Source organism: Streptomyces sp. NPDC102441, from assembly GCF_044765585.1.
GTDB lineage: Bacteria > Actinomycetota > Actinomycetes > Streptomycetales > Streptomycetaceae > Streptomyces.
Genome location: NZ_JBIWKH010000026.1, coordinates 52,994 through 72,756, shown reverse-complemented (window position 1 = coordinate 72,756; position 19,763 = coordinate 52,994). Strand labels below are relative to the sequence as shown.

General features: G+C 73.2%; 7 protein-coding genes. 3 read left to right on the top strand and 4 right to left on the bottom strand.

Features of this window, described 5'->3' with window-relative positions; genetic code table 11:
* Nucleotides 1-807 precede the first annotated feature (807 nt).
* A complete protein-coding gene (locus tag ACIREO_RS38210; protein ID WP_404119261.1) occupies nucleotides 808-1,713 on the top strand; it encodes an ArsR/SmtB family transcription factor in 906 nt (301 codons plus the stop codon).
* Here the strand turns inward: ACIREO_RS38210 and ACIREO_RS38205 are convergent.
* Nucleotides 1,703-2,344, bottom strand: a complete 642-nt coding sequence (locus ACIREO_RS38205; RefSeq protein WP_404119259.1) for an ATP-binding cassette domain-containing protein — start codon at nucleotides 2,342-2,344, stop codon at nucleotides 1,703-1,705. The two genes, ACIREO_RS38210 and ACIREO_RS38205, sit on opposite strands and share 11 nt — an antisense overlap.
* 215 nt (nucleotides 2,345-2,559) lie before the next feature.
* Between ACIREO_RS38205 and ACIREO_RS38200 the strand changes: the two genes are divergently transcribed.
* Together ACIREO_RS38200 and ACIREO_RS38195 are read left to right on the top strand one after the other, a co-directional pair.
* Complete coding sequence (locus ACIREO_RS38200) at nucleotides 2,560-3,696, top strand: sensor histidine kinase (RefSeq protein WP_404119257.1); 1,137 nt, start codon at nucleotides 2,560-2,562, stop codon at nucleotides 3,694-3,696.
* On the top strand, nucleotides 3,687-4,328 hold the full coding sequence (locus tag ACIREO_RS38195) for a response regulator (protein ID WP_404119255.1): 642 nt from the start codon (nucleotides 3,687-3,689) through the stop codon (nucleotides 4,326-4,328). Before ACIREO_RS38200 ends, ACIREO_RS38195 begins: the two co-directional genes overlap by 10 nt.
* 58 nt (nucleotides 4,329-4,386) lie before the next feature.
* Here the strand turns inward: ACIREO_RS38195 and ACIREO_RS38190 are convergent, their stop codons facing one another.
* Genes ACIREO_RS38190 through ACIREO_RS38180 form a run of 3 tightly spaced genes read right to left on the bottom strand, consistent with a single transcriptional unit; the run spans nucleotide 4,387 to nucleotide 19,714 of the window.
* Nucleotides 4,387-5,652 carry a serine hydrolase domain-containing protein gene (locus ACIREO_RS38190; protein ID WP_404119254.1) on the bottom strand — a complete coding sequence of 422 codons (1,266 nt, stop codon included), beginning with the start codon at nucleotides 5,650-5,652 and terminating at the stop codon, nucleotides 4,387-4,389.
* Complete coding sequence (locus tag ACIREO_RS38185; protein WP_404119252.1) at nucleotides 5,649-14,792, bottom strand: amino acid adenylation domain-containing protein; 9,144 nt, start codon at nucleotides 14,790-14,792, stop codon at nucleotides 5,649-5,651. The genes ACIREO_RS38190 and ACIREO_RS38185 overlap by 4 nt, the downstream gene beginning before the upstream one ends.
* Nucleotides 14,793-14,806: 14 nt before the next feature.
* Nucleotides 14,807-19,714, bottom strand: a complete 4,908-nt coding sequence (locus ACIREO_RS38180; RefSeq protein WP_404119250.1) for an amino acid adenylation domain-containing protein — start codon at nucleotides 19,712-19,714, stop codon at nucleotides 14,807-14,809.
* Between the last annotated feature and the right edge of the window lie 49 nt (nucleotides 19,715-19,763).

The following is a 19,763-nucleotide window of genomic DNA, read 5'->3' as shown; positions in this document are numbered from 1 at the left end:
GTCCTGCTGCGCGGAGAAGTCGTAGTGCGCAGCCGTGACCGGGGTCCTTCGTGCTGCCCGGGCTCCCAACCTGCCCGTCCGGGCCGCTCCTCACCGGCCATGGCGCGGTGCGGAGCGGCCCGGCGGGGAGCGCCGCGACGCCCTCGTGGCCGACGTCCGGAACGATGTGACGTTCAATTTCGGACGACTGTGGCTGAATCACCGTCGTCGCTTTCGAGCCACACAGGAAAGCGCGACGGCCTCTTACGGAGTTTCTGTGCGCGGTTCGCCGGCCGCCCGGAGAGCCGGACTCGGCCGGGGTCCGAACTCCGGGGCCGCGAACCGCACGTGCCACACCCAGGGCCCCCGGACCGCAGGGGCGGCAGGCCCGCCCTGCCGCCGCTGTTCGCCCTTCCGCCGCCCGCGCCGACGGACACATACGCCCCCACCTGGCGGTTCGGCCTGATCGCGCCCTTCCTCGCCGGGTTCCGGCGTCCGTTCACCGCGCTCGTCGGCCGACCCGTATACGACAGAACCTGACGGCTCGCCGCCCCCTGGCGACGCCGCTGTCGGGCACGCGCTCAGGCCAGGCATTAGCGACGGCAATATGCAAACCCGTCATGAAGAGCACAATTACCCGACTGGAGTGCTAAATCATGACAGGTCCCAGCTGCAACCAAGCCCATTGGCAAACGAATATCCTTGCCATTGTCGGCGACACGCACATAGGCTTTGTGTGCAAATTGTGTCTCGGGGGTAGCAATGTTGCGCATTCACGTAACCAGCGAAGACATTCAACGGTTAAGAATGGTTCATACGTTAGGACCGGTGTCCGAAGCGGTCTTCGCGCTCCACCGCTTCGGGCGCGACCGGGCCCGCAGTGGTGTGGGTTGGCACAAGTCCGTGCGCGAGCGTCTCGGGGACGATCTGCCCGCCGTGGACGATCTCGTGTCCGATTACCGGGTGATCCCCGATCTTCTGTGGCTGCTGGAGCGGGACGGAGCCGACGCGGATTCGGTGCCGCCTGCCGTGCGTGCCCGCGCCCGCCGCCTCGCCCAGGTGGTCTTCCTGTTCTGCTGCACGGGCATCCTGCCCTACTGGTCGCGGATGCAGGCCAGGCTGGAGATCGAGCGTGACGTGCGCGGGCGGATGTCCATAACCAACGGTGTCGAGTTCCTGCTCGCGGGCCTGCACCCCAAGGTGACATGGGAGTCCTCGGAGCTGCGCATCGCGTCCGACCTCGACCTCGACATCAAACTCGACGGGCGTGGCCTGATCCTGAGCCCCTCGCTCTTCCTCCCCGACAAGACCTGCGTGTTCGTGCGCTCCGAGCGGCAGTCCAGCGTGCCCGCTCTGGTCTTCTCGGTGCCTCTGGATCTCAACGATCTGGACTCGGCCCCCGAGGAGTCGGAGGTCGAGGGCGACCGGGCGCTGGCCGCCCTGGTCGGTGCCACCCGTGCGGCCGCGCTGCGCGCACTGGCCGAAAGCGGCACCACGGGCGATCTGTCCGACCGTCTCGGGATCTCCCTCTCCGGTGCCAGCAAGCAGGCCACCGTGCTGCGCGAGGCGGGTCTGATCACGACGTTACGCAACCGCACGACCGCCATGCACACGCTCACTCCGCTCGGACTGGCGCTCCTGCAGAGGGAGTTGCCCGCGGAGCTCACCGGAATGCCGGGCGGCCCGAGAAGGCCGTGGGCAGGTGAGCTGCGGGGCGGCCGGTCTAGGGCATGACCCGCGTCTCGACCACCCGGCCGTCGGCGAGCAGCACCACCGCGTCGGCCCGTTCCAGGGAGGACAGGCCCGTGGCGGAGGCCACGACGCACAGCCCCCGCGTGTCCACCTGGTCGCGCAGCAGGTCCAGGATCGCCGCCTCACCGGCGGGCGGAAGCCCGCCGGTGAGGTCGTCGGCGAGCAGCACGTCGGGGGCGCCGGCGAGCGCGAGCGCGACCGCGGCCGCGCGCTGCCGGTTCTCCGTCAGGCCGCTCACGGCGGTGTCCCGGTCCTCCCACAGGTCCAGCCGGTGCAGCGCCTCACGCAGCGGCTCGGCCGCCACGGCCGGCAGCCGGGCGAGCTCCGAGGCGAGCGTGCCGACCGTCGCCAGCTGCTCCTTCACCGGCCGGAGCCCGACGTGCGCGATCCGGAGACCCTCGGCGAGACGGACCTCGCCCGCCACCACCGGATCCAGACCGGCCGCACACCGCAGGACGCTGGTCTTGCCCGCGGCGGCAGGCCCGGCCAACGCCGTCCAGGTGCCGGCCTCGCAGGCGAACGTCACGTTCTCGATCGCATATCTGGACTCGGTGCCCCCGGCTCCGATCGTGCCGACGTGGCACAGCCGCAGAACCGGACGCTGGTCAGTCATGGTGATCTCTTTCAACGCTCGGGAGGTAGGTTGTGCAACCGGTCCGCCGTTCCCGTTCCACTCCGGCGGAGGTGGGCCGATCTTATCCACTTCTGATTCCGGACACTCGGCCCGAGCGGCATGCTATGGCCTCCGGCGCCGATGAGCCCATACCCTCTGCCCCAGGGAAAGAACTACAGCCAGCTGTAATGCGCTTGGCGGCCAGGTCTGCTCCGGTGGTCCGTGCCTGGGCGGCGCCGCCGCTGCGTGCCGGGGTCTATCTGCTCGGACAGTTCTGCACCGCGGCGATGAGCCTTCTGTCGTTCCTGCTGGTCTGTCACCCGGGCATGCGCCAGTCGTGGTCCGAGTGGCACCGGCAGCGAGCCGGCCGTCTGCTGGGCCACCCGGTCCGCGCGCAGAGCATCGCCCTGCCCCGCCATCTGTACTGGCTCACCCTGCACGTCACGTTCGGCCTCGCCTGCGGGCTCGTCGCGGTCCTCTGCGTCGGCAACGCGCTGCTGGTCGTGGTGACGCTGCTGCTGTGGTGGGCGTTTCCGGCGCAGGGCAGCCCGAAGACGGTGCTGGACGTCCCGGTGGTCGGCGGGCACGGCGACGTCATCGTCGGCCCGTCGGTGGGGAGCGTCCTGCTCGCCGCCGGCTGCCTCGCGCTGCCGCTGCTCGCCACGGGTTACGCCCGCCTGACTCTCTCCGTGCTCGCGTCGTCGCGTACCCAGAGACTCACCGATCGCGTGGCCACGCTCACCCGCACCCGCAGTGACGCGCTGGAGGCGCACGGCGCCGAGCTGCGGCGGATCGAACGCGACCTGCACGACGGCACCCAGGCGCGGCTGGTGGCCGTGGCCATACGGCTCGCGGTGGCCCAGCGGTGTCTCGACCGCGACCCGGCCGTCGCGGCCCGGATGCTGCGCGAGGCGACCGATGTCACCGAGGAGGCGATGGTCGAGCTCCGCGAGGTGCTCCGCGGTATCTACCCGCCCATCCTCGCCGACCGCGGGCTGCCGGGCGCCCTGCGCACCGTCGCCGCCCGGGGCGGGGTGCCGGTCTCCATCGACATCGGCGAGCTGCACCGGATCCCGGCGGCCATCGAGACGGTCGCCTACTTCGCGGTCATCGAGGCGCTGACGAACGTGGCCAAACACAGCCGGGCCACCGAGGCGGCGCTCAGAGTGCGGTACGTCGAGGACGTGCTGACGGTCGTCGTCACCGACAACGGGGTGGGCGGGGCGCGGGAGAACGGCGGCACCGGACTGGCCGGTCTCCGCGGCCGCGCACAGGCTCTCGACGGCAGCGTCACGGTCGTCAGCCCGGCGGGCGGCCCCACCATGATCACCGTGGAGCTGCCGTGCGGATAGTCATCGCGGAGGACAACGTCCTGCTCGCCACAGGACTGGAGCTGCTGCTGACCGGTTCCGGCTACGAGGTCGCCGAAGTCGCTGGTGACGCCGAGGAGTTCCTGGCCGCGGTCGACCGGCACCGCCCGGCGGTCACCATCGTCGACGTGCGGCTGCCGCCACGGTTCCGCGACGAGGGGATCCGGGCCGCGATCGAGGCCCGGCGCATCCATCCCGGCCTGCCGGTCCTGGTGCTGTCCCAGTACGTGGAGCAGACGTACGCGTCCGAGCTGCTCTCCAGCAGTGGGGGCGGCGTCGGCTATCTGCTCAAGGACCGCATCAGCCGGGTGGACGAGTTCCTGGAGGCGCTGGACCGGGTGGCCGCCGGAGGCACGGCGCTCGACCCGGACGTGGTGGCCCAGTTGCTCGCCGTGCGGACACAGCCGATGTCCACGCTCACCCGCCGGGAGCGTGAGGTCCTGGCGCTCATGGCGGAGGGGCACGACAACACCACGCTCTCCAAGAAGCTGTCCATCACCGACAACGCCGTACACAAGCACATCGGCAACATCTTCTCGAAGTTCGAGCTCACCGAGGCCGACGCGGGCCATCGCCGGGTCCGGGCCGTGCTGACCTATCTGGAAGGCCGCTGACGGCCGTACACGGCGGTGCGGCGGGCCCGTTCGGGGAACGGGCCCGCCACGTGACGCGCTACCGCTGCCGGACGCTGAGCCTCCCGGTGATCTGCACACGGTCGACGTCTCCGGTCGCCGGGTCGCGCAGGAACCGGCCGAGATACGGCAGCGCGGCGCGCGGACCGCTGCCCGACGGCGTACGGAAGGAGAGGTCCTTGCCGACGACGAGCCGGACCGGCGCCGCTCCGGCGACCGAGAGCAGGAGCCCGCCGTCCTCGGCCACGACCCGGCACGACCAGCCGCCGTTCGCGTAGTGCCCCGCGCACTCCGGCGGCGCCGCGACGGGCTCGGCGCCGTCCGTGTCGCGGGGATCGTCGCCGACCTCCAGGCCGGTCTCGCCCAGCCGCCCGAGCAGCGACTCCCACAGGCGCGCGCCGGTGCTGCCGTTGGCGGTCAGCGCCACCACGGTTCCTGTCGACGGGTTCGCGCGCAGATGGCTCCACGCGCCGTCGCCGGTGCCGTCGTGGCCGAACCAGGCCCCGTACCGCGACCATCCGGCGCCCCAGCCGCCCGCCAGCCCGTGGGCACCCACGGCGAGCTCCTCCGTGACGTCCTCGCGCATCGACCGCGCCGTCGCGGCGTCGAGCAGGGCCGCGCCTGGGCCCAGGCCCAGGTGCGCGGCGCCGAACACCGCGAGGTCGCGGGCGGAGGCGCGCAGGCCGGCGGCCGGGTCCTCCAGAGGCGGTACGGACTGCTCCGGAATGGGCCGGGGACGGCTGTCGGGGCGTACGAGATGGCCCAGGGCGACCGGCGCCGTGGCGTCGTGCCCCAGCGGGCGCAGCAGCATCGCGTGCACGGCCTCCGCCCAGTCCAGCCCGGTGATCTCCTCGACCAGGCGGCCGGCGATCAGGTAGCCCGGGTTGGAGTAGGAGAAGACCGTTCCGGGCTCGTGGACGGCCAGCTCGGCCGCGTGGCCGGCGAGCCATCTCGCGCGGGTGGTTCCGGGTGGCAGCAGCTCGGCGGTGTTGGCCGCCAGGCCCGCGGTATGGCTGAGGACCTGCCGCAGCGTGAACTCCGGGCACGCGCGCAGCTCGCCCAGCTGCTCCGCCAGGGGCTCGTCCAGATCCGCGTCGCCGTCGGCGGCCAGCAGGCCCGCGAGCGTCGCGGTGAACGGCTTGGTCAGCGATCCGAGCGGGAACGCCGTCGCGGCCGTCACCGGCCTTCCCGATCCGGCCGCCTCCTCACCGGTCTCCGCCGTGAGGAGGCGGCCGTCCCGCCAGAGCGCCAACTGCGCGCCGGGCACGCCGTGCCGGAGCGCGAGCTCCGCCAGCAACTCGTTCACCGGGCCTCCTCCGTCCCGAGGGCAGGCTCGCAGAGCCGGGCGATCGACCGCAGCGCCGCCGCGAGTTCGGAGCCGGCCCGCGCGATCGTCGCGGGCTCGTGCAGGTCGACCGAGTAGTAGAGGTCGAAGCCGAGCCGGCCGCCCTCGACCGCGCCGACCACCTCCAGAGCCTGCACGACCCGCTCGCGGTCGTCCTGTTCCTGGCCGATCGGGTCGTGGAAGGCGTGGAACAGCGAGCGGCCGGCCGTCCGGGTGATCTCCTCGGTCTGGCTGTGGTAGTTGAACAGCACCGCGGGAGGCGCGTGCTCCACCGCCGGTGTGCCGGTGGAGCCGGCGAGGTGGCGCAGGGCTCCGTAACCGAGCCCGTTGCCGGGAACGGCGCGCAGGCAGCGGCGCACCGACCGCACGACGGCGGGCCAGTCGGCCTCGTCGTCCGTCCGTCCCGGCACCTTCAGCGCGACGGGGTACGAACTGGTGAACCACCCGACGGTGCGGGACAGGTCGATGTCGTCGAAGATCTCCTCACGGCCGTGGCCCTCCATCTCGATCACCAGCCGGTCGTCGCCGGACCAGCGGCACATCGTCCAGGCCAGCGCGGAGAGCAGCACGTCGCTGACCCGGGCCCGGAACCTGCCCGGCGCCACGTGCAGCAGCGCCGAGGTCTCCTCCTTCCCGAGCCGCACCGGCATGATCCGCCGCGACGACACCACGTTCGGTCCGTGGCCGTCGGCCGGCAGCGGTGACGCCTCCGGCACCGCGTCCCAGTGCTCGGCCTGACCGGCGAAACCGCCGTCTGCCGCGTGCGCCGCGAGCCGTGTGGCCCACTGCCGGAACGAGGAGGTCTTGGCGCCCAGGTCGACCGTCTCGCCGTCGAGCGCCTGCCGGTAGGCGAGGTCCAGGTCGTGGTTGATGATCCGCCACGACACCGCGTCGATCATGAGGTGGTGCACGGTCAGGTGCAGACGCGCCCGCCGGTCCGGGCCGAGGTCGAACAGGACCGCCCGGACCAACGGCCCGGTCGCCAGGTCGAAACCCGTGTCGGCGGCCTCCGCGAGCCGGTTCATGACCTGGGGCAGCTCCTCGTCGGTCATTCCCGAGAGGTCGTGGCGCTCGAACAGCTCGCCGGTCTCGGTCGCGGCGTTCCGCTGCGCCCAGCGGCCCCCCTCGTCGCGCGTGAACCGCATCCGCAGCGCGTCGTGGTGCGCGACGACCGCCGCGAGCGCGGCCCGCAGCGCCGCCTCGTCGGCGCCCTCGGCGAGCTCGACGTGGACGGACTGGGCGAGGTGCTGCGGGGCGACCGTGTTGCGCGCGAAGAACTCGTGCTGGATCGGAGTGAGCGGCACGTCGCCGGCCTCCGCCTCCTGGACGGCGTCGACCTGGCGGTCCCGGCCGGCGGCGGCGACCAGCTGCTCGACGGTCGGGTGGCGGAACAGGTCGCTGGAGGAGACCTGCAGTCCCGCCCGGCGGCTCCTGAACACGACCTGGATGCTGAGGATCGAGTCGCCGCCGAGGTCGAAGAAGTCGTCGGTGACGCCGACGCGCTCCACGCCGAGCACCTCCGCCCAGATCGTGGCCATCGTGCGCTCGTCGGCGGTGCGCGGCTCGACCGAGGCCCGGCCGGCCGCCGAGGCCGTGGGCTCCGGCAGGGCGCGGCGGTCGACCTTGCCGTGCGGGGTGAGCGGTATCCGCTCCAGCCGGACGAACACGGCCGGGACCATGTACTCCGGAAGGCGGGCGGCCAGGTACGCGTTCAGTTCGGCCGGGTCCTGCTCCGAGACCACGTACCCGACGAGACGCCGGCGGCCCGGCTGGTCCTCTCGGACGATGACGGCCGCCTGTGCCACGTCCGGGTGCCGGACGAGCGCCTGCTCGATCTCGCCGAGCTCGATGCGGTAGCCGCGCAGCTTCACCTGGTCGTCCGTACGGCCGACGAACTCGAGCGTGCCGTCGGGACGCCAGCGCATCAGGTCGCCGGTGCGGTACATCCGGGAACCGGGCGTACCGAACGGATCCGGCAGGAAGCGTTCCGCGGTCATCGCGGGCCGGTCCCGGTAACCGCGGCACACTCCGTCCCCGGCGAGATACGCCTCCCCGGCCACGCCCACCGGGACCACCCGCAGGTCCCTGTCGAGCAGGTAGACCCGGGCGTCCGCGCTGGGCCGGCCGACCGGGACGGTCCGTCCGGGCTGCCCGCCGCGCTCGACCGGGAAGCACGTAGCGGTCACCGAGCACTCGGTGGGACCGTACGCGTTGACGATCCGCAGGCCGGGCAGCCGGTCGAGTACGCGTGCGCAGTGCGGTGCGGACAGCGCCTCGCCACCGACGACGACCTTGCGCAGCCCCGCGAGGATTCCCGGGTCGGTGTCGGCCACGGCGTGGAAGAAGCCGGCCGAGAACGACATGGCCTCCACCTCGTTGTCGCGCAGGAACTTGTCGAGTTCGTCGACCGAGCGGAAGTCGCCGGGCCGCACGGCCAGGCACGCGCCGCTCAGCAGGGTCTGCCACAGCTCGTTCTGCGCGGCGTCGAACGAGATCGAGTGGTGCTGGGCGACCGTGGCGGCGTCGCCGAAGGTGTGCTCGCCCTCGGCGCGCACCAGACGGACGAGACCGCGGTGGGTGACCATGCTCGCCTTGGGCGTGCCGGTCGAGCCCGAGGTGTAGACGAGCACGGCCAGGTTGTCCTGGACGGTCCGCGAGGGCGGCGGCCCGGCAGCGTGCCCCGGCCGCAGAGCGTCGATCTCCGGGTCGTCGACCAGCAGGACCTCGGCGCCGGTCGGCGGCAGGCCGGGCGCGAGCGCGGCGCTGGTGAGCAGCACCGGCACGCCCGAGTCACCGAAGAGATGGGCGAGGCGCTCCGGCGGGTACCCGGGGTCGAGCGGCACATACGCGCCGCCCGCCTTGAGGACGCCGAGCATGGCGGTGACCATCTCGGCGCCGCCCGGCAGGCAGATGCCCACGGGCACCTCAGGGCCGACGCCCCGCCCGACGAGAATGTGGGCGAGCCGGTCGGAGCAGGCGTCCAGCTCGGCGTAGGTGAGCCGGGTGTCGCCCGCTGCGACCGCCGGCCGGCCTGGGTGCTCGCGGGCGACCTCCGCGAAGAGCTCGTGCAGGCACCGGTCCGGATAGCCGGACGGGGTTCCGTTGAACTCCTCGGTCAGCAGGTGGTGTTCGGCACCGCGGACCATCGGCAGGTCTCGCAGCGTGGTGCCGGGTGCCGCCACCATCGCGTCGAGCATGCCGAGCAGATGACCGGCGAAGCGGTCCGCGGTGGTGTCGTCGAACAGGTGCGGGTCGTAACCGAGCCGCAGGTGGAGTCCGTCCACCATGTGCGCCACGCAGGTGAGCGGGAAGTTCGACGTCTCCAGGCCGGCCAGCGACCGCACCCCGAGACCGTGGCGCTCGGCCGCGTGCTCGTCGTACGGGAAGTTCTCGAAGACCACGCAGCTGTCGAAGAGGTCGGTGCCCGCCGGGACCGCGCCCCACTGCCGCACCTGGGCCAGGGAGACGTACTCGTACTGGCGGCCGTCGACCTGCTGCTCCTGGATCTCGCGCAGCCAGGCGCGCAGCTCGCTGCCGGGCGAGACGGTCAGCCGGGCGGGCAGTGTGTTGATGAACAGGCCGACCATCTCGTCCGAGCCCGGCAGTTCGGCGGGCCTGCCGCCCACCGTGGTACCGAAGCAGACCTGCCGGTCGCCGCTGTGACGGGACAGCAGCAGGGCCCAGGCGCCCTGGATCAGGGTGTTGACGGTGACCCGGGCCTCCCGGGCGAAGCTCTCCAGCCGCCCGGTCTCCTCCGCCGTGAGCGCGAGGTCGATGTGCCCGGTGTCGCGGGACTGGTGCGAGCGCAGCGGCGCCCGGTCGTACGGCAGGGCGGTGGGCGCGGAGAACCCGGCGAGCAGGCGGGTCCAGTACGCCTGCGCCGTGGTGGTGTCCTGCTCGCCGAGCCAGCGCACGTACTCGCGGAACGGGCGGCGCGGGAGCGGCGGCGCGACCTCGCGTCCGCTGAGCGCGGCGTGTTCCGCGAAGACCTCGCCGAGCACGTCGGCGAAGCTCCAGCCGTCGAGGAGCAGGTGGTGCGACGAGCAGCGCAGATGGACGGTGGACGCGGAGAGCCGGGCCAGGTGCAGTCGCAGCAGCGGCGGGCGCGACAGGTCCAGCGGTTCGCCCGGGGTCTCGGACAGCAGTCGGATGCGCTCCTGCTGCTGTGCCTCGGTCAGCTCCGACCAGTCCTCGACGAGGACGGGGACGCGTACGTCCCTGTGGACCACCTGCAGGGGGCGTCCGCCCTCGGCGTCGGCGATCGCCGTACGCAGCACGGGCGTGCGGTCGACGACCCGTTGCCACGCCTCGGCCAGCAGGGCGGGGTCGGTGACACCTTCGAGGACGAGCCCGACGTGGGTGAAGTAGATGTCGTCCTCGTGCGCGTCGAGCGAGTGGAACAGCAGGCCGCTCTGCATCGGTGTGAGCGGGTAGACGTCCTCGACCGTGCGGCCGTCCCCGGCGATCCGGTCGACGCCCGCCTGGTCGAGCGCGGCGAGCGGGAAGTCGGACGGGGTGCAGCCGCCGGCTCCGGCGCAGTGGGTCACGATGTCGGTGAGCGCGGCGGTGAACCGGGCCGCGAGGCCGGCGATCACCGCCTCGTCGTGCAGCGCGGCCGAGTACTCCCAGGAGAACTCCAGCCGGCCGTCGCGGACCATCCCGGTGATCTCCAGGGGGTTCGGGCGGGTCAGGTCCGGGCTGCGGTCCGGTACCGGGCTGGGCCGCCAGCCGCGCAGCAGGCCGTCGCCCGTGACCACGTCGAAGTGGCCGTGGTAGTTGAAGCCGACCTGGCAGCGGCCGCCGCCGAGGCCGGAGTCCTCGGTCAGATAGCGCAGGGCGCCGTAGCCGATGCCGGCCTCGGGGACGGCGCGCAGGGTCTCCTTGACGGCCTTGAGCCGGGTGCCCCAGTCCTCGCCCGGCACGGGCAGCACGACCGGGAAGAGCGTGGTGAACCAGCCCGCCGTACGGGACAGGTCGACGTCGTCGAAGAGGTTCTCGCGGCCGTGGCCCTCCAGCTCGACCGCGACGGCGTCGCCGCCCGTCCAGTCGGCCAGCACCGCCGCGAGCGCGGTCAGCAGGACGTCGTTGACCTGTGTGCGGTACGCCGCCGGCACGTCCCGCAGCAGCGCGCGGGTCACCTCGGCGTCGAGACCGGTCCCGACCGTGCGGGCGTTCACGAGCGTGTCCGGTGCCGCGCCGGCGACGGGCAGGGGCGGGCAGGCGGCGGACGCGGCCTCCGCGGCCTTCCAGTACGGCCGCTCGCTGTCGAAGCGGCCGGAGACGGCCGCCTCGGTCAGCCGGGCCGACCACTCCCGGAAGCCGGTGGACTTCTCCGGGAGGTCCACGATCCGGCCACGCGCGGCCTGTTCGTAGGCGAGCTCCAGGTCGGAGAGCAGCAGACGCCAGGTGACCCCGTCGGCGACGAGGTGGTGCAGCGTGACGAACAGCCGGTCGGGCTCTGGCGCACCGGAGAAGAGCACCGCCTGGAGCAGGGGCCCCTCGTCGAGCCGGAAGCCGGTCTGTGCCGCCGTGACCGCCTCACGGACCGCCCTCTCACGGGCGGGGCCGTCGAGGCCGGACAGGTCGACGGTGCGGAACGGCTCGCCCGTCCCGGCGATCGCGCAGTGCTGCCGCCAGGTCCCGTCGGCGAGAACGGCACGCAGCCGCAGCGCGTCATGGTGGCCGAGCAGCGCCGTGACGGCCGTGCGCAGGGCGGCCGGGTCGGTGCCGGGCGCGAGGTCGACGAACATCGACTGGTTGAAGTGGACGGCGCCCTCGGGGTACTGCTCGAAGTACCAGCGCTGCACCGGGGTGAGCGGCACGTCCCCGGTCGCGGGGGCGGCCGTACGCGGCGCCGGCTGGTCCGCGACCTGCACGAAGGCGGCCAGTTCGGCGACGGTCTGGTGCAGGAAGATCTGCTTGGCGGTCAGGCGCAGGCCTGCCCGCCGCGCCTTCGACACGACCTGTAGCCCGACGATCGAGTCGCCGCCGAGCTCGAAGAAGTTGTCGCCGACGCCGACCGTGCCCGGCCGGAGGCCCAGCACCTGTGCCCAGATCGCGGCGAGTTCGGACTCGGTGTGGTTGCGCGGCGCTATGTGGTTCCCGGTGGCGTGGTCGGTGACCGCCGGAGCCGGCAGCGCCTTGCGGTCGAGCGTGCCGCTCGGTGTCATCGGAAGCTCGTCGAGGACGACGAGGGCGGAGGGTATAGCCGGGTCGGGCACGATCCCCGCGAGGAAGGCGCGCAGCTCGGTGAGGGTGGGCGCGGCACCGTCCGCGAGGAGGTATCCGACGAGCCGGTCACGGCCGGCCGTGTCGGCCCGTACCGCGGCGGCCGCCGCGGCGATGCCGGGGTGCCGCAGCATGGCGGCCTCGACCTCGCCGAGTTCCACCCGGAAGCCGCGGACCTTGACCTGGTCGTCCGCGCGGCCGAGGTACTCCAGGTTGCCGTCGGGGCGCCAGCGCCCGATGTCGCCGGTGCGGTAGAGCCGCCCGCCCGTGAACGGGTCGTCGAGGAAGCGCTGCGCGGTCAGCTCGGGCCGGTTCCAGTAGCCTTGTGCCACACCGTCGCCGCCGATGTGGATCTCGCCGGGTACGCCGACGGGTACCGGGCGCATCCGGGCGTCGAGCACGTAGGTGCGGGTGTTGCCCAGCGGCCGGCCTACCGGCACGACCGCCGCACCGCCCGGAGCGCCGGCCCGCAGCTGGTATGTCGTGGAGTCCACGGTGGTCTCCGTGGCGCCGTAGTTGTTGGTGACGACCGCGTCGGGGGGCAGCAGCTCCAGGACCGCGGCCGCGTCGTCGGCCAGCCAGGCCTCCGAACCGACCGCGAGGACGCGCAGCGAGTCCGCCCGGCCGCCGGTCCAGGACAGCTCCTGGGCGACCGCCTTGGCCAGCGACGGGGTGGTCACCAGCAGCTGGGGGCGGGCCTCGGCGATCAGTGCGGCCAGCGCGGGCGGGTCGGTGATCACCTCCGCCGGGCAGATCACCATCTCGCCGCCGTACATCGCGGACATCAGGAAGTCGCCGAGGAACAGGTCCACGGCGAGGCTGGACACCGACAGGGAACGGCCCCGCAGCCCGGTCAGGTCGTAGCGGGCGTCCCAGGCGCGCATCATGTGGACGGCGTTGCGGTGACTGACCATCACGCCCTTCGGGCGGCCGGTCGAGCCCGAGGTGTAGACGACGTACGCGAGGTCGTCGGGCCCGGCGGCCGTGGCGGGCGGTGTGGCGGGGTGGCGGGCGATCGCGTCCTGGTCGGTGTCGAGCCGGATCGTGGTCCAGGCGCCCTCACCCACCGCCCCCGAGTCGGTGATCAGCACCGGAGCCCCGGCATCGCCGAGCATCATCGCCAGCCGTTGCGCGGGGTGTTCGGGGTCGAGCGGCACGAACGCCCCACCGGACTTGAGCACGGCCAGCAGCGCGACCATCGCGTCCACGCCCCGGTCGAGGCAGACGCCGGTCAGCACACCCGGGCGGACGCCGGCCGCGACCAGGTGGTGCGCGAGCCGGCCCGCCCGCGCGGCGAGCTCGGCGAAGGTGAGCCGTCGGCTGCCGTCGCTCACCGCGACGGCGTCCGGCGTCCGGGCCGCCTGCTCGTCGAAGATCTGGTGCAGGGTCCGCGCGGCCGGTGCCGCGAGGGCGGGGCCCTGCCAGTCGGCGGTGAGCGTCCGCAGCTCGTCGGCCGGCAGCATGGACAGACCGGCGAGCGGGGCGGCGGGCTCCTCGGACACCGCGCGCAGCAGTGTGACGAGGTGGCCGCCGAGCCGCTCGACGGTCGCCCGGTCGAACAGGTCGGTGCTGTATTCCAGGTAACAGACGAGCGAGGACGCGTCCTCGTAGAAGTCGAACGTGAGGTCCAGTTTCGCGACGTCGACCGGCGGCTGGATCTCGGTGACGTCAAGCCCCTGGAAGGCCGGCAGCGTGTCGGCCATGTTCTGCAGGTTGACCATCACCTGCACCAGCGGCGGCCTGGACGCGTCCCGCTCGGGGCGCAGCGTGTCGACGAGGCGCTGGAAGGGGACCTCGTCGTGGGCGAACGCCTCCAGCAGGCCGGTGCGTACGTCGCCGAGCAGTTCCGTGAACGACAGCGACTCCTCGACCTGGGAGCGCAGCACCACGGTGTTGATGAAGAAGCCGATCAGGTTCTCCAGCTCGGGCCGCGGCCGGCCCAGCGTGACCGTGCCGACCGCCACGTCGGGTTCGCCGCAGTACCGGGCCAGCAGCACCTTCGTGACCGTGACCAGGGCCATGAACAGCGTCGCGTCCCTCCCACGGCTCAGCTCCCGCAGCCGGCTCAGCACGTCGGCGGGGATCTCCACCGGCAGGGTCGCGCCCGCGGGTGTACGGACGGGGGGCCTCGGCCGGTCGGTGGGCAGGTCGGCCGTGCGCATCCCCGCGAGGCGGTCGCGCCAGTAGCCGAGCTGCTCGTCGAGCGTCGTGGACCGCTCACGCTCCCAGACGGCGAAGTCGGCGTACTGCACGGGCACGGGCGGCAGGGACACCGCGGCGCCGCCGGCCACCGCCTCGTAGGCGGCGGCCAGTTCGCCGAGCATCCGCCCGGTCGACCAGCCGTCGCAGACGATGTGGTGCATGGCTAGTACGAGCACGTGCTCGCGGGCGTCCACGCGCAGCAGCGCGGCCCGCAGGAGCGGCCCACGTCGCAGGTCGAACGGTGTGTTCATCTCCGCCGCGAGGAAGCGCTCGACCGTCGCCTCCGCGTCGGGCCCCGCCATGTCGACGATCGGCAGTGCCCGGTCGGTGTGCTCGTGCACGACCTGGACGCCACGGCCGTCGACCGCGTCGAACGTGGTGCGCAGCATCTCGTGCCGGCGCACGACCTCGTCGAGCGCGGCGCCGAGCGCCGTGGCGTCGAGCTCGCCGCGCAGCCGCAGCGCGCGCAGCGTGTTGTACTCGGCGCTGTCCGGCTCCAGTTCGGCCAGGAACCAGAGCCGTTCCTGCGCGGAGGACATCGGCAGCAGGCCGTCCCGGGGGGCGGCCGGGATCGGCCGGTCCCCGGACACGGACTCTCCGGCCAGGCGGCGCAGCAGCTCCGCCTGCAGGTGCGCCGGTACGGACGCGAACTTCTCGTCGGGCTGGGTCATCGTCTCTCCCTGGGTCAGATCCGGCCGGGCGCTTCGGCGCCGGAGACGGCGGCCAGGCTCGCGAAGACGCGCTCCTGGACGACTCCGGCGAGGTCGCTCACTTGACGGTGCTCGAACAGGTCCCTCGGGGAGACCGGCACGCCGAACGCCGAACGCATGCGAACGGCCAGGCGGATCGCGTTGACGGAGTCGCCGCCGAGGTCGAAGAAGCTGTCGTGCGTGCCCACCCGGGGCACGGCCAGCACCTCGCCCCAGATACGGCAGACCGCCTCCTCGGTCGGGCCGACGGGTGCCACGTACGCGTCCTCGTCCGGGCGGACCTGTGCCGTGGGCAGCGCCGCCCGGTCGAGCTTGCCGTTGCGGTTGACCGGCAGCACCGTCAGCGGCACCACGGCGGCCGGGACCATGTAGGCGGGCACATGCCGGGCGACGTGTGCGCGCAGCTCGTCCGCGGCGGGCACGCCGGCACGCGGCACGACGTACGCGACGAGCCGCTTGCCGGCCCCGTCGGCCTGCACGACGACCGCGGCCTCGGCCACCGCCTCGTGCAGCAGCAGTACGTTCTCGACCTCGCGGGGCTCCACCCGGAAACCGCGGATCTTGACCTGGTCGTCCGCCCGGCCGGCGAACTCCAGCGTGCCGTCGGGGTTCCAGCGGACCAGGTCGCCTGTGCGGTACAGCCGGGTGCCCGGCCCGCCGAACGGGTCGGCCACGAAGCGCTCCGCGGTCTGGCCCGGCCGCCCGATGTAACCGCGGCCCACGCCGTCGCCGCCGAGGTAGAGCTCTCCCGTGACGCCGGGCGGCACGGGGCGCAGCCGGTCGTCGAGGACGTAGGCGCTGGTGTTGGCGATCGGTCTGCCGATCGGGACGTTGTCGTACCGGGCTCCGGGCTCCACGGCGAACTGCGTCGCGGCCACCGCGCATTCGCTGGGTCCGTACCCGTTGAGCAGGCGGCGGCCTGGTGCCCACACGGCGGCGAGGTCCGCTGTGAGGACCTCGCCGCCGCTGTTGACGGACTCGAGGTTCGGCAGCTCCGCCGGGTCGAGCACCCGCAGCACGGTCGGCGGCCCGGTGACCGCGTGGACGTCGGCCTCGCGCAGCTGCTCGATGAGTTCGGCACCGCCGTAGGTCCCGGTGGCCGGGGGAGCGACCAGCGTGGCGCCGCCCGCGAGCGTGCTCAGCAGCACGAGCGAGGCGGCGTCGAAGCTCATCGGGGTGAGCTGGAAGATCCGGCTGCCCCGGCGCACGTGCAGGGGGACGAACGCCTCGACGGTGTTGACCATGGACCGGTGCTCGACCATGGTGCCTTTGGGCTTTCCGGTCGAGCCCGAGGTGTAGACCGTGTACATGAGATCGCGGGGGCTGCCGTGGTCGGGCGGGGCGGTCGCCGGCCGGGTGGCGATGACCGGCCAGTCCTCGTCGAGCAGCACGAGCGGGGTGGCCGTGCCCGCGAAGACGCCGAGGTGGCGGGTGTGGGTGAGCACCACCGCCGGCCGCGCCTCCTCCAGGATCGCGGCGGTGCGCGCGGCCGGGTAGTCGGGGTCGATCGGTACGTACGCGCCACCGGCCTTGAGCGCGCCGAGGACGCCGACGACCAGGTCGGGGCCGCGCTCGACGGACACCCCGACGAGCACGTCCGTGCCGACACCGAGGCCGGTCAGGTGGTGGGCGAGCCGGTTGGAGCGCTCCTCGACCTCGGCGTAGGTGAGCCGGTCCCCGCCGCGCTCGACCGCGACGGTGTCCGGCCATCGGGCGGCGCGCTCGCTGATGAGCTGGTGCATGCGGCGCTGGTTGGAGTACTCGGAGGGAGCGGCCACGCCCCACTCACCGAGGACGGTCTCCCGCTCGGCGCCGGTCAGGGCGGTCACGTCGCCGATGGTCGGCGCGGATCCGGCCGCCAGTGTGTCCAGCACCGTGATCAGACGCGCGGCGACCCGCTCCACGGTGGCGGGATCGAATATCGTCTCGTCGTAGAGCAGCCGCATGACCAGCGACTCGTCGGGGAACACGCTCAGCGCCAGGGGGTAGCTGGTGGCGAACTCGACATCGAAGGCGCGGATCGCCGTCCGGTCGAACGGATAGTTCTGGAAGACCACGGCGGTGTGGAACAGCGCGGCCCCGGGCTCCACGTCCGCGAAGGACTGCACGCGGTTGAGCGGGGCGTGCCCGAACTCCCGCGCCGCTGCCTGCTCGCGCTGCAGTTCCGCGAGCCACGGCAGGGTCTGCTCGTCGTCGTCCACCCGGACCCGGACGGGCTGGGTGTTGATCATCATGCCGACCATCGACTCGATGCCGGGCAGCTCCGCCGGCCGCACCGCCGTGCTCGTGCCGAAGCAGACGTCGCGCTCGCCGCTCAGCCGTGCCAGCAGGACCGCCCACGCCCCCTGGACCAGGGTGTTGGGGGTCAGCCCGGTGCGCCGCGCGTACGCCGACACCCGCGCGGCGGTCTCCGCCGGGGCCGTCACCGCCACCGACTTCCTGGCCGTGGGCCGGTGGCCCTCGGGCGGCTGCCGGTCGCCGGGCACGGCCACCGGGCTCGTGAAGCCGGCCATCCGGCCGCGCCAGTAGGCGTCGGCGGCGTCCAGGTCCTGGTCCGCGAGCCAGTGGACGAAGTCCTGGAACTCGGGCCGTGTCCGCAGCGGCTCGCCGCGGTATCCGTCGAGCACGTCCTGGAGCAGCTCCGCGGAGCTCCAGCCGTCGGTGAGCACGTGGTGCATCGTCCAGACGAGCTGGACGGAGTCCTGGCCGAGCCGCACGATCGTGACCCGGCTCAGCGGTGCACGGGTGAGGTCGACACCGGTGGCGCGGTCGGCGTCGAGCAGCTCCCGCAGTCGCGCGGGGTGTTCCGCCTCCGGCAGGGCGCTCCAGTCGAGGTGGGCCACGGGCAGCGTGACCTCGTCCCTGACGAGCTGTACGGGCTCCTCGACGTCGGCCCAGCGGAGCTGGGTCCGCAGCACCGCGTGCCGTTCCGTGGCCTCCTGCCAGGCCCGGCCGAGGCCGCGGGGGTCGGGGACGTCGCCGAGCCGGACGACGAACTGAACCAGGTGCAGCGCCGGGTCGTCGAGCATGAGGGCGTCGAAGAGCATGCCGCTCTGCATGGGGGTCAGGGGGTAACTGCCCGACCGTGGCGAGCCGTTCGGCGCCGCGGGTCCTTCGTCGAGCCGCTTCGCCGCGCCGGCCAGCGCCTCGACCGTCGGGTTGGCGAAGACGTCGGCCGTGCTCAGCACGAGTCCCCTGGCCCTGGCCCTCGCGGCGACCTTCATGGTCAGCACGGAGTCGCCGCCGAGGGCGAAGAAGTCGTCCCTCACGCCGACCCGTCCGACGCCGAGCGTCTCGGCCCAGATCGCGGCGAGCTCGCGCTCGGCGTCCGTACGCGGCGCGCTGTACGCCTCCGTGTCGTCGGCCGGGGGCTCGGGCAGCGCGGACCTGTCCACCTTGCCGTTGGCGTTGACCGGCAGCCGGTCCATCCGGACGATGCGCGCGGGCACCATGTAGCCCGGCAGGTGTTCGGCCAGCCGGTCGAGCAGCTCACGCTCGGAGAGGGGCCCCGGCCCCGTCGGGTAGGCGACGATGCTGCGTGTCGGGCCGCTGTCCCGCACCACCACCACGGCGTCGGTGACGCCCGGGCAGTCGCGCAGCGCGGCCTCGATCTCGCCCAGCTCGATCCGGAACCCCCGGATCTTGACCTGGTGGTCGCTGCGGCCGAGGAACTCGATGAGCCCGTTCCCGGTCAGGCGCACCCGGTCGCCGGTCCGGTAGAGGCGGCCGCCGGACGCGAACGGGCTGGCCACGAAACGCTCGGCGGTCAGCGCGGGGCGCCCCGAGTAGCCGCGGCCCGTGCCGTCGCCGGCCAGGTACAGCTCGCCGGCACCGCCCGCGCCGACGGGCCGCAGCCGCTCGTCGAGCACGTACGCCTCGGTGTCTTCGAGGGCCGTGCCGATCACCGTGGCCCGGGCCGGCACCCGCTCGTTCGGTGTCGTCCGGTGCGCCGTGGCGAAGACCGTGCACTCGGTCGGGCCGTACACGTTGACGAGAGTGATGTCGGGGCAGGCGCGCCGCACCCGCTCCATGGCGGCCGCCGACGGGACCTCGCCGCCGGCCCATATCTCGCGCAGCCCCGCGAAACAGCCGGGCAGCTCCTCGGCGAAGAGCCGGAACAGCGCCGCGGTCAGGAAGACCGCGTCGGGGCGGTGCTCGGCGACGAGCCCGGCCAGCCCCTGCGCGGTCAGCTCCGCGGGCCCGATGACGACGCGGCCTCCGTCGAGCAGCGGAAGCCAGACCTCGTACGTGGAGGCGTCGAAGGCGAGCGGCGCGTTGAACAGCGTGACGCGGCCGAAGGCGGCACGCACGTGGGGCTCCTGGGCCAGCGCCACGATGTTGCGGTGGGTGATGGACACGCCCTTGGGCCGACCCGTCGACCCCGAGGTGTGCATGACGTAGGCGAGCTGTTCCTCGTCGACGGTCACGTCGGGGGCGTCGGGGCGGCGGCCCGTGTCGGCGCCGTCCACGACGAGCACGGGCGGCCCGGCGGTCGCCGCCCGGCCGGCGGTCGACCGGTCGGCGATCAGCGCGACCGCGTCCGTCTCGGCGAGCAGCCGGCGGATCCGGTCCTCGGGGTAGCTCTCGTGCAGCGGCACGTAGACCCCGCCGGCCTTGAGCACGGCGAGCATGGCGACGACGGTCTCCGCCGAGTGGCCCGAGCGGCCCGTCAGCATGCCGACCCGCGACTCGGCGGTCACCCCGGCGGTGACGAGGAGGTGGGCCAGGTGGTTGGCGCGCTCGTCCAGCTCGCCGTACGACAGGGTCGTGCCGGCGTCGACGACCGCGGGCGCGTCGGGGTCCTGCCGGGCACGCGCGGCGACGAGGTGGTGGACGGCCCGGTTCTCCGGGCGGGCGGGTGCTTTGCCAGGACTGTGGGACATGCTCGACCCTCCACTAGAGACACGCGGGGCGCGCTTCTGCCGACGGTCG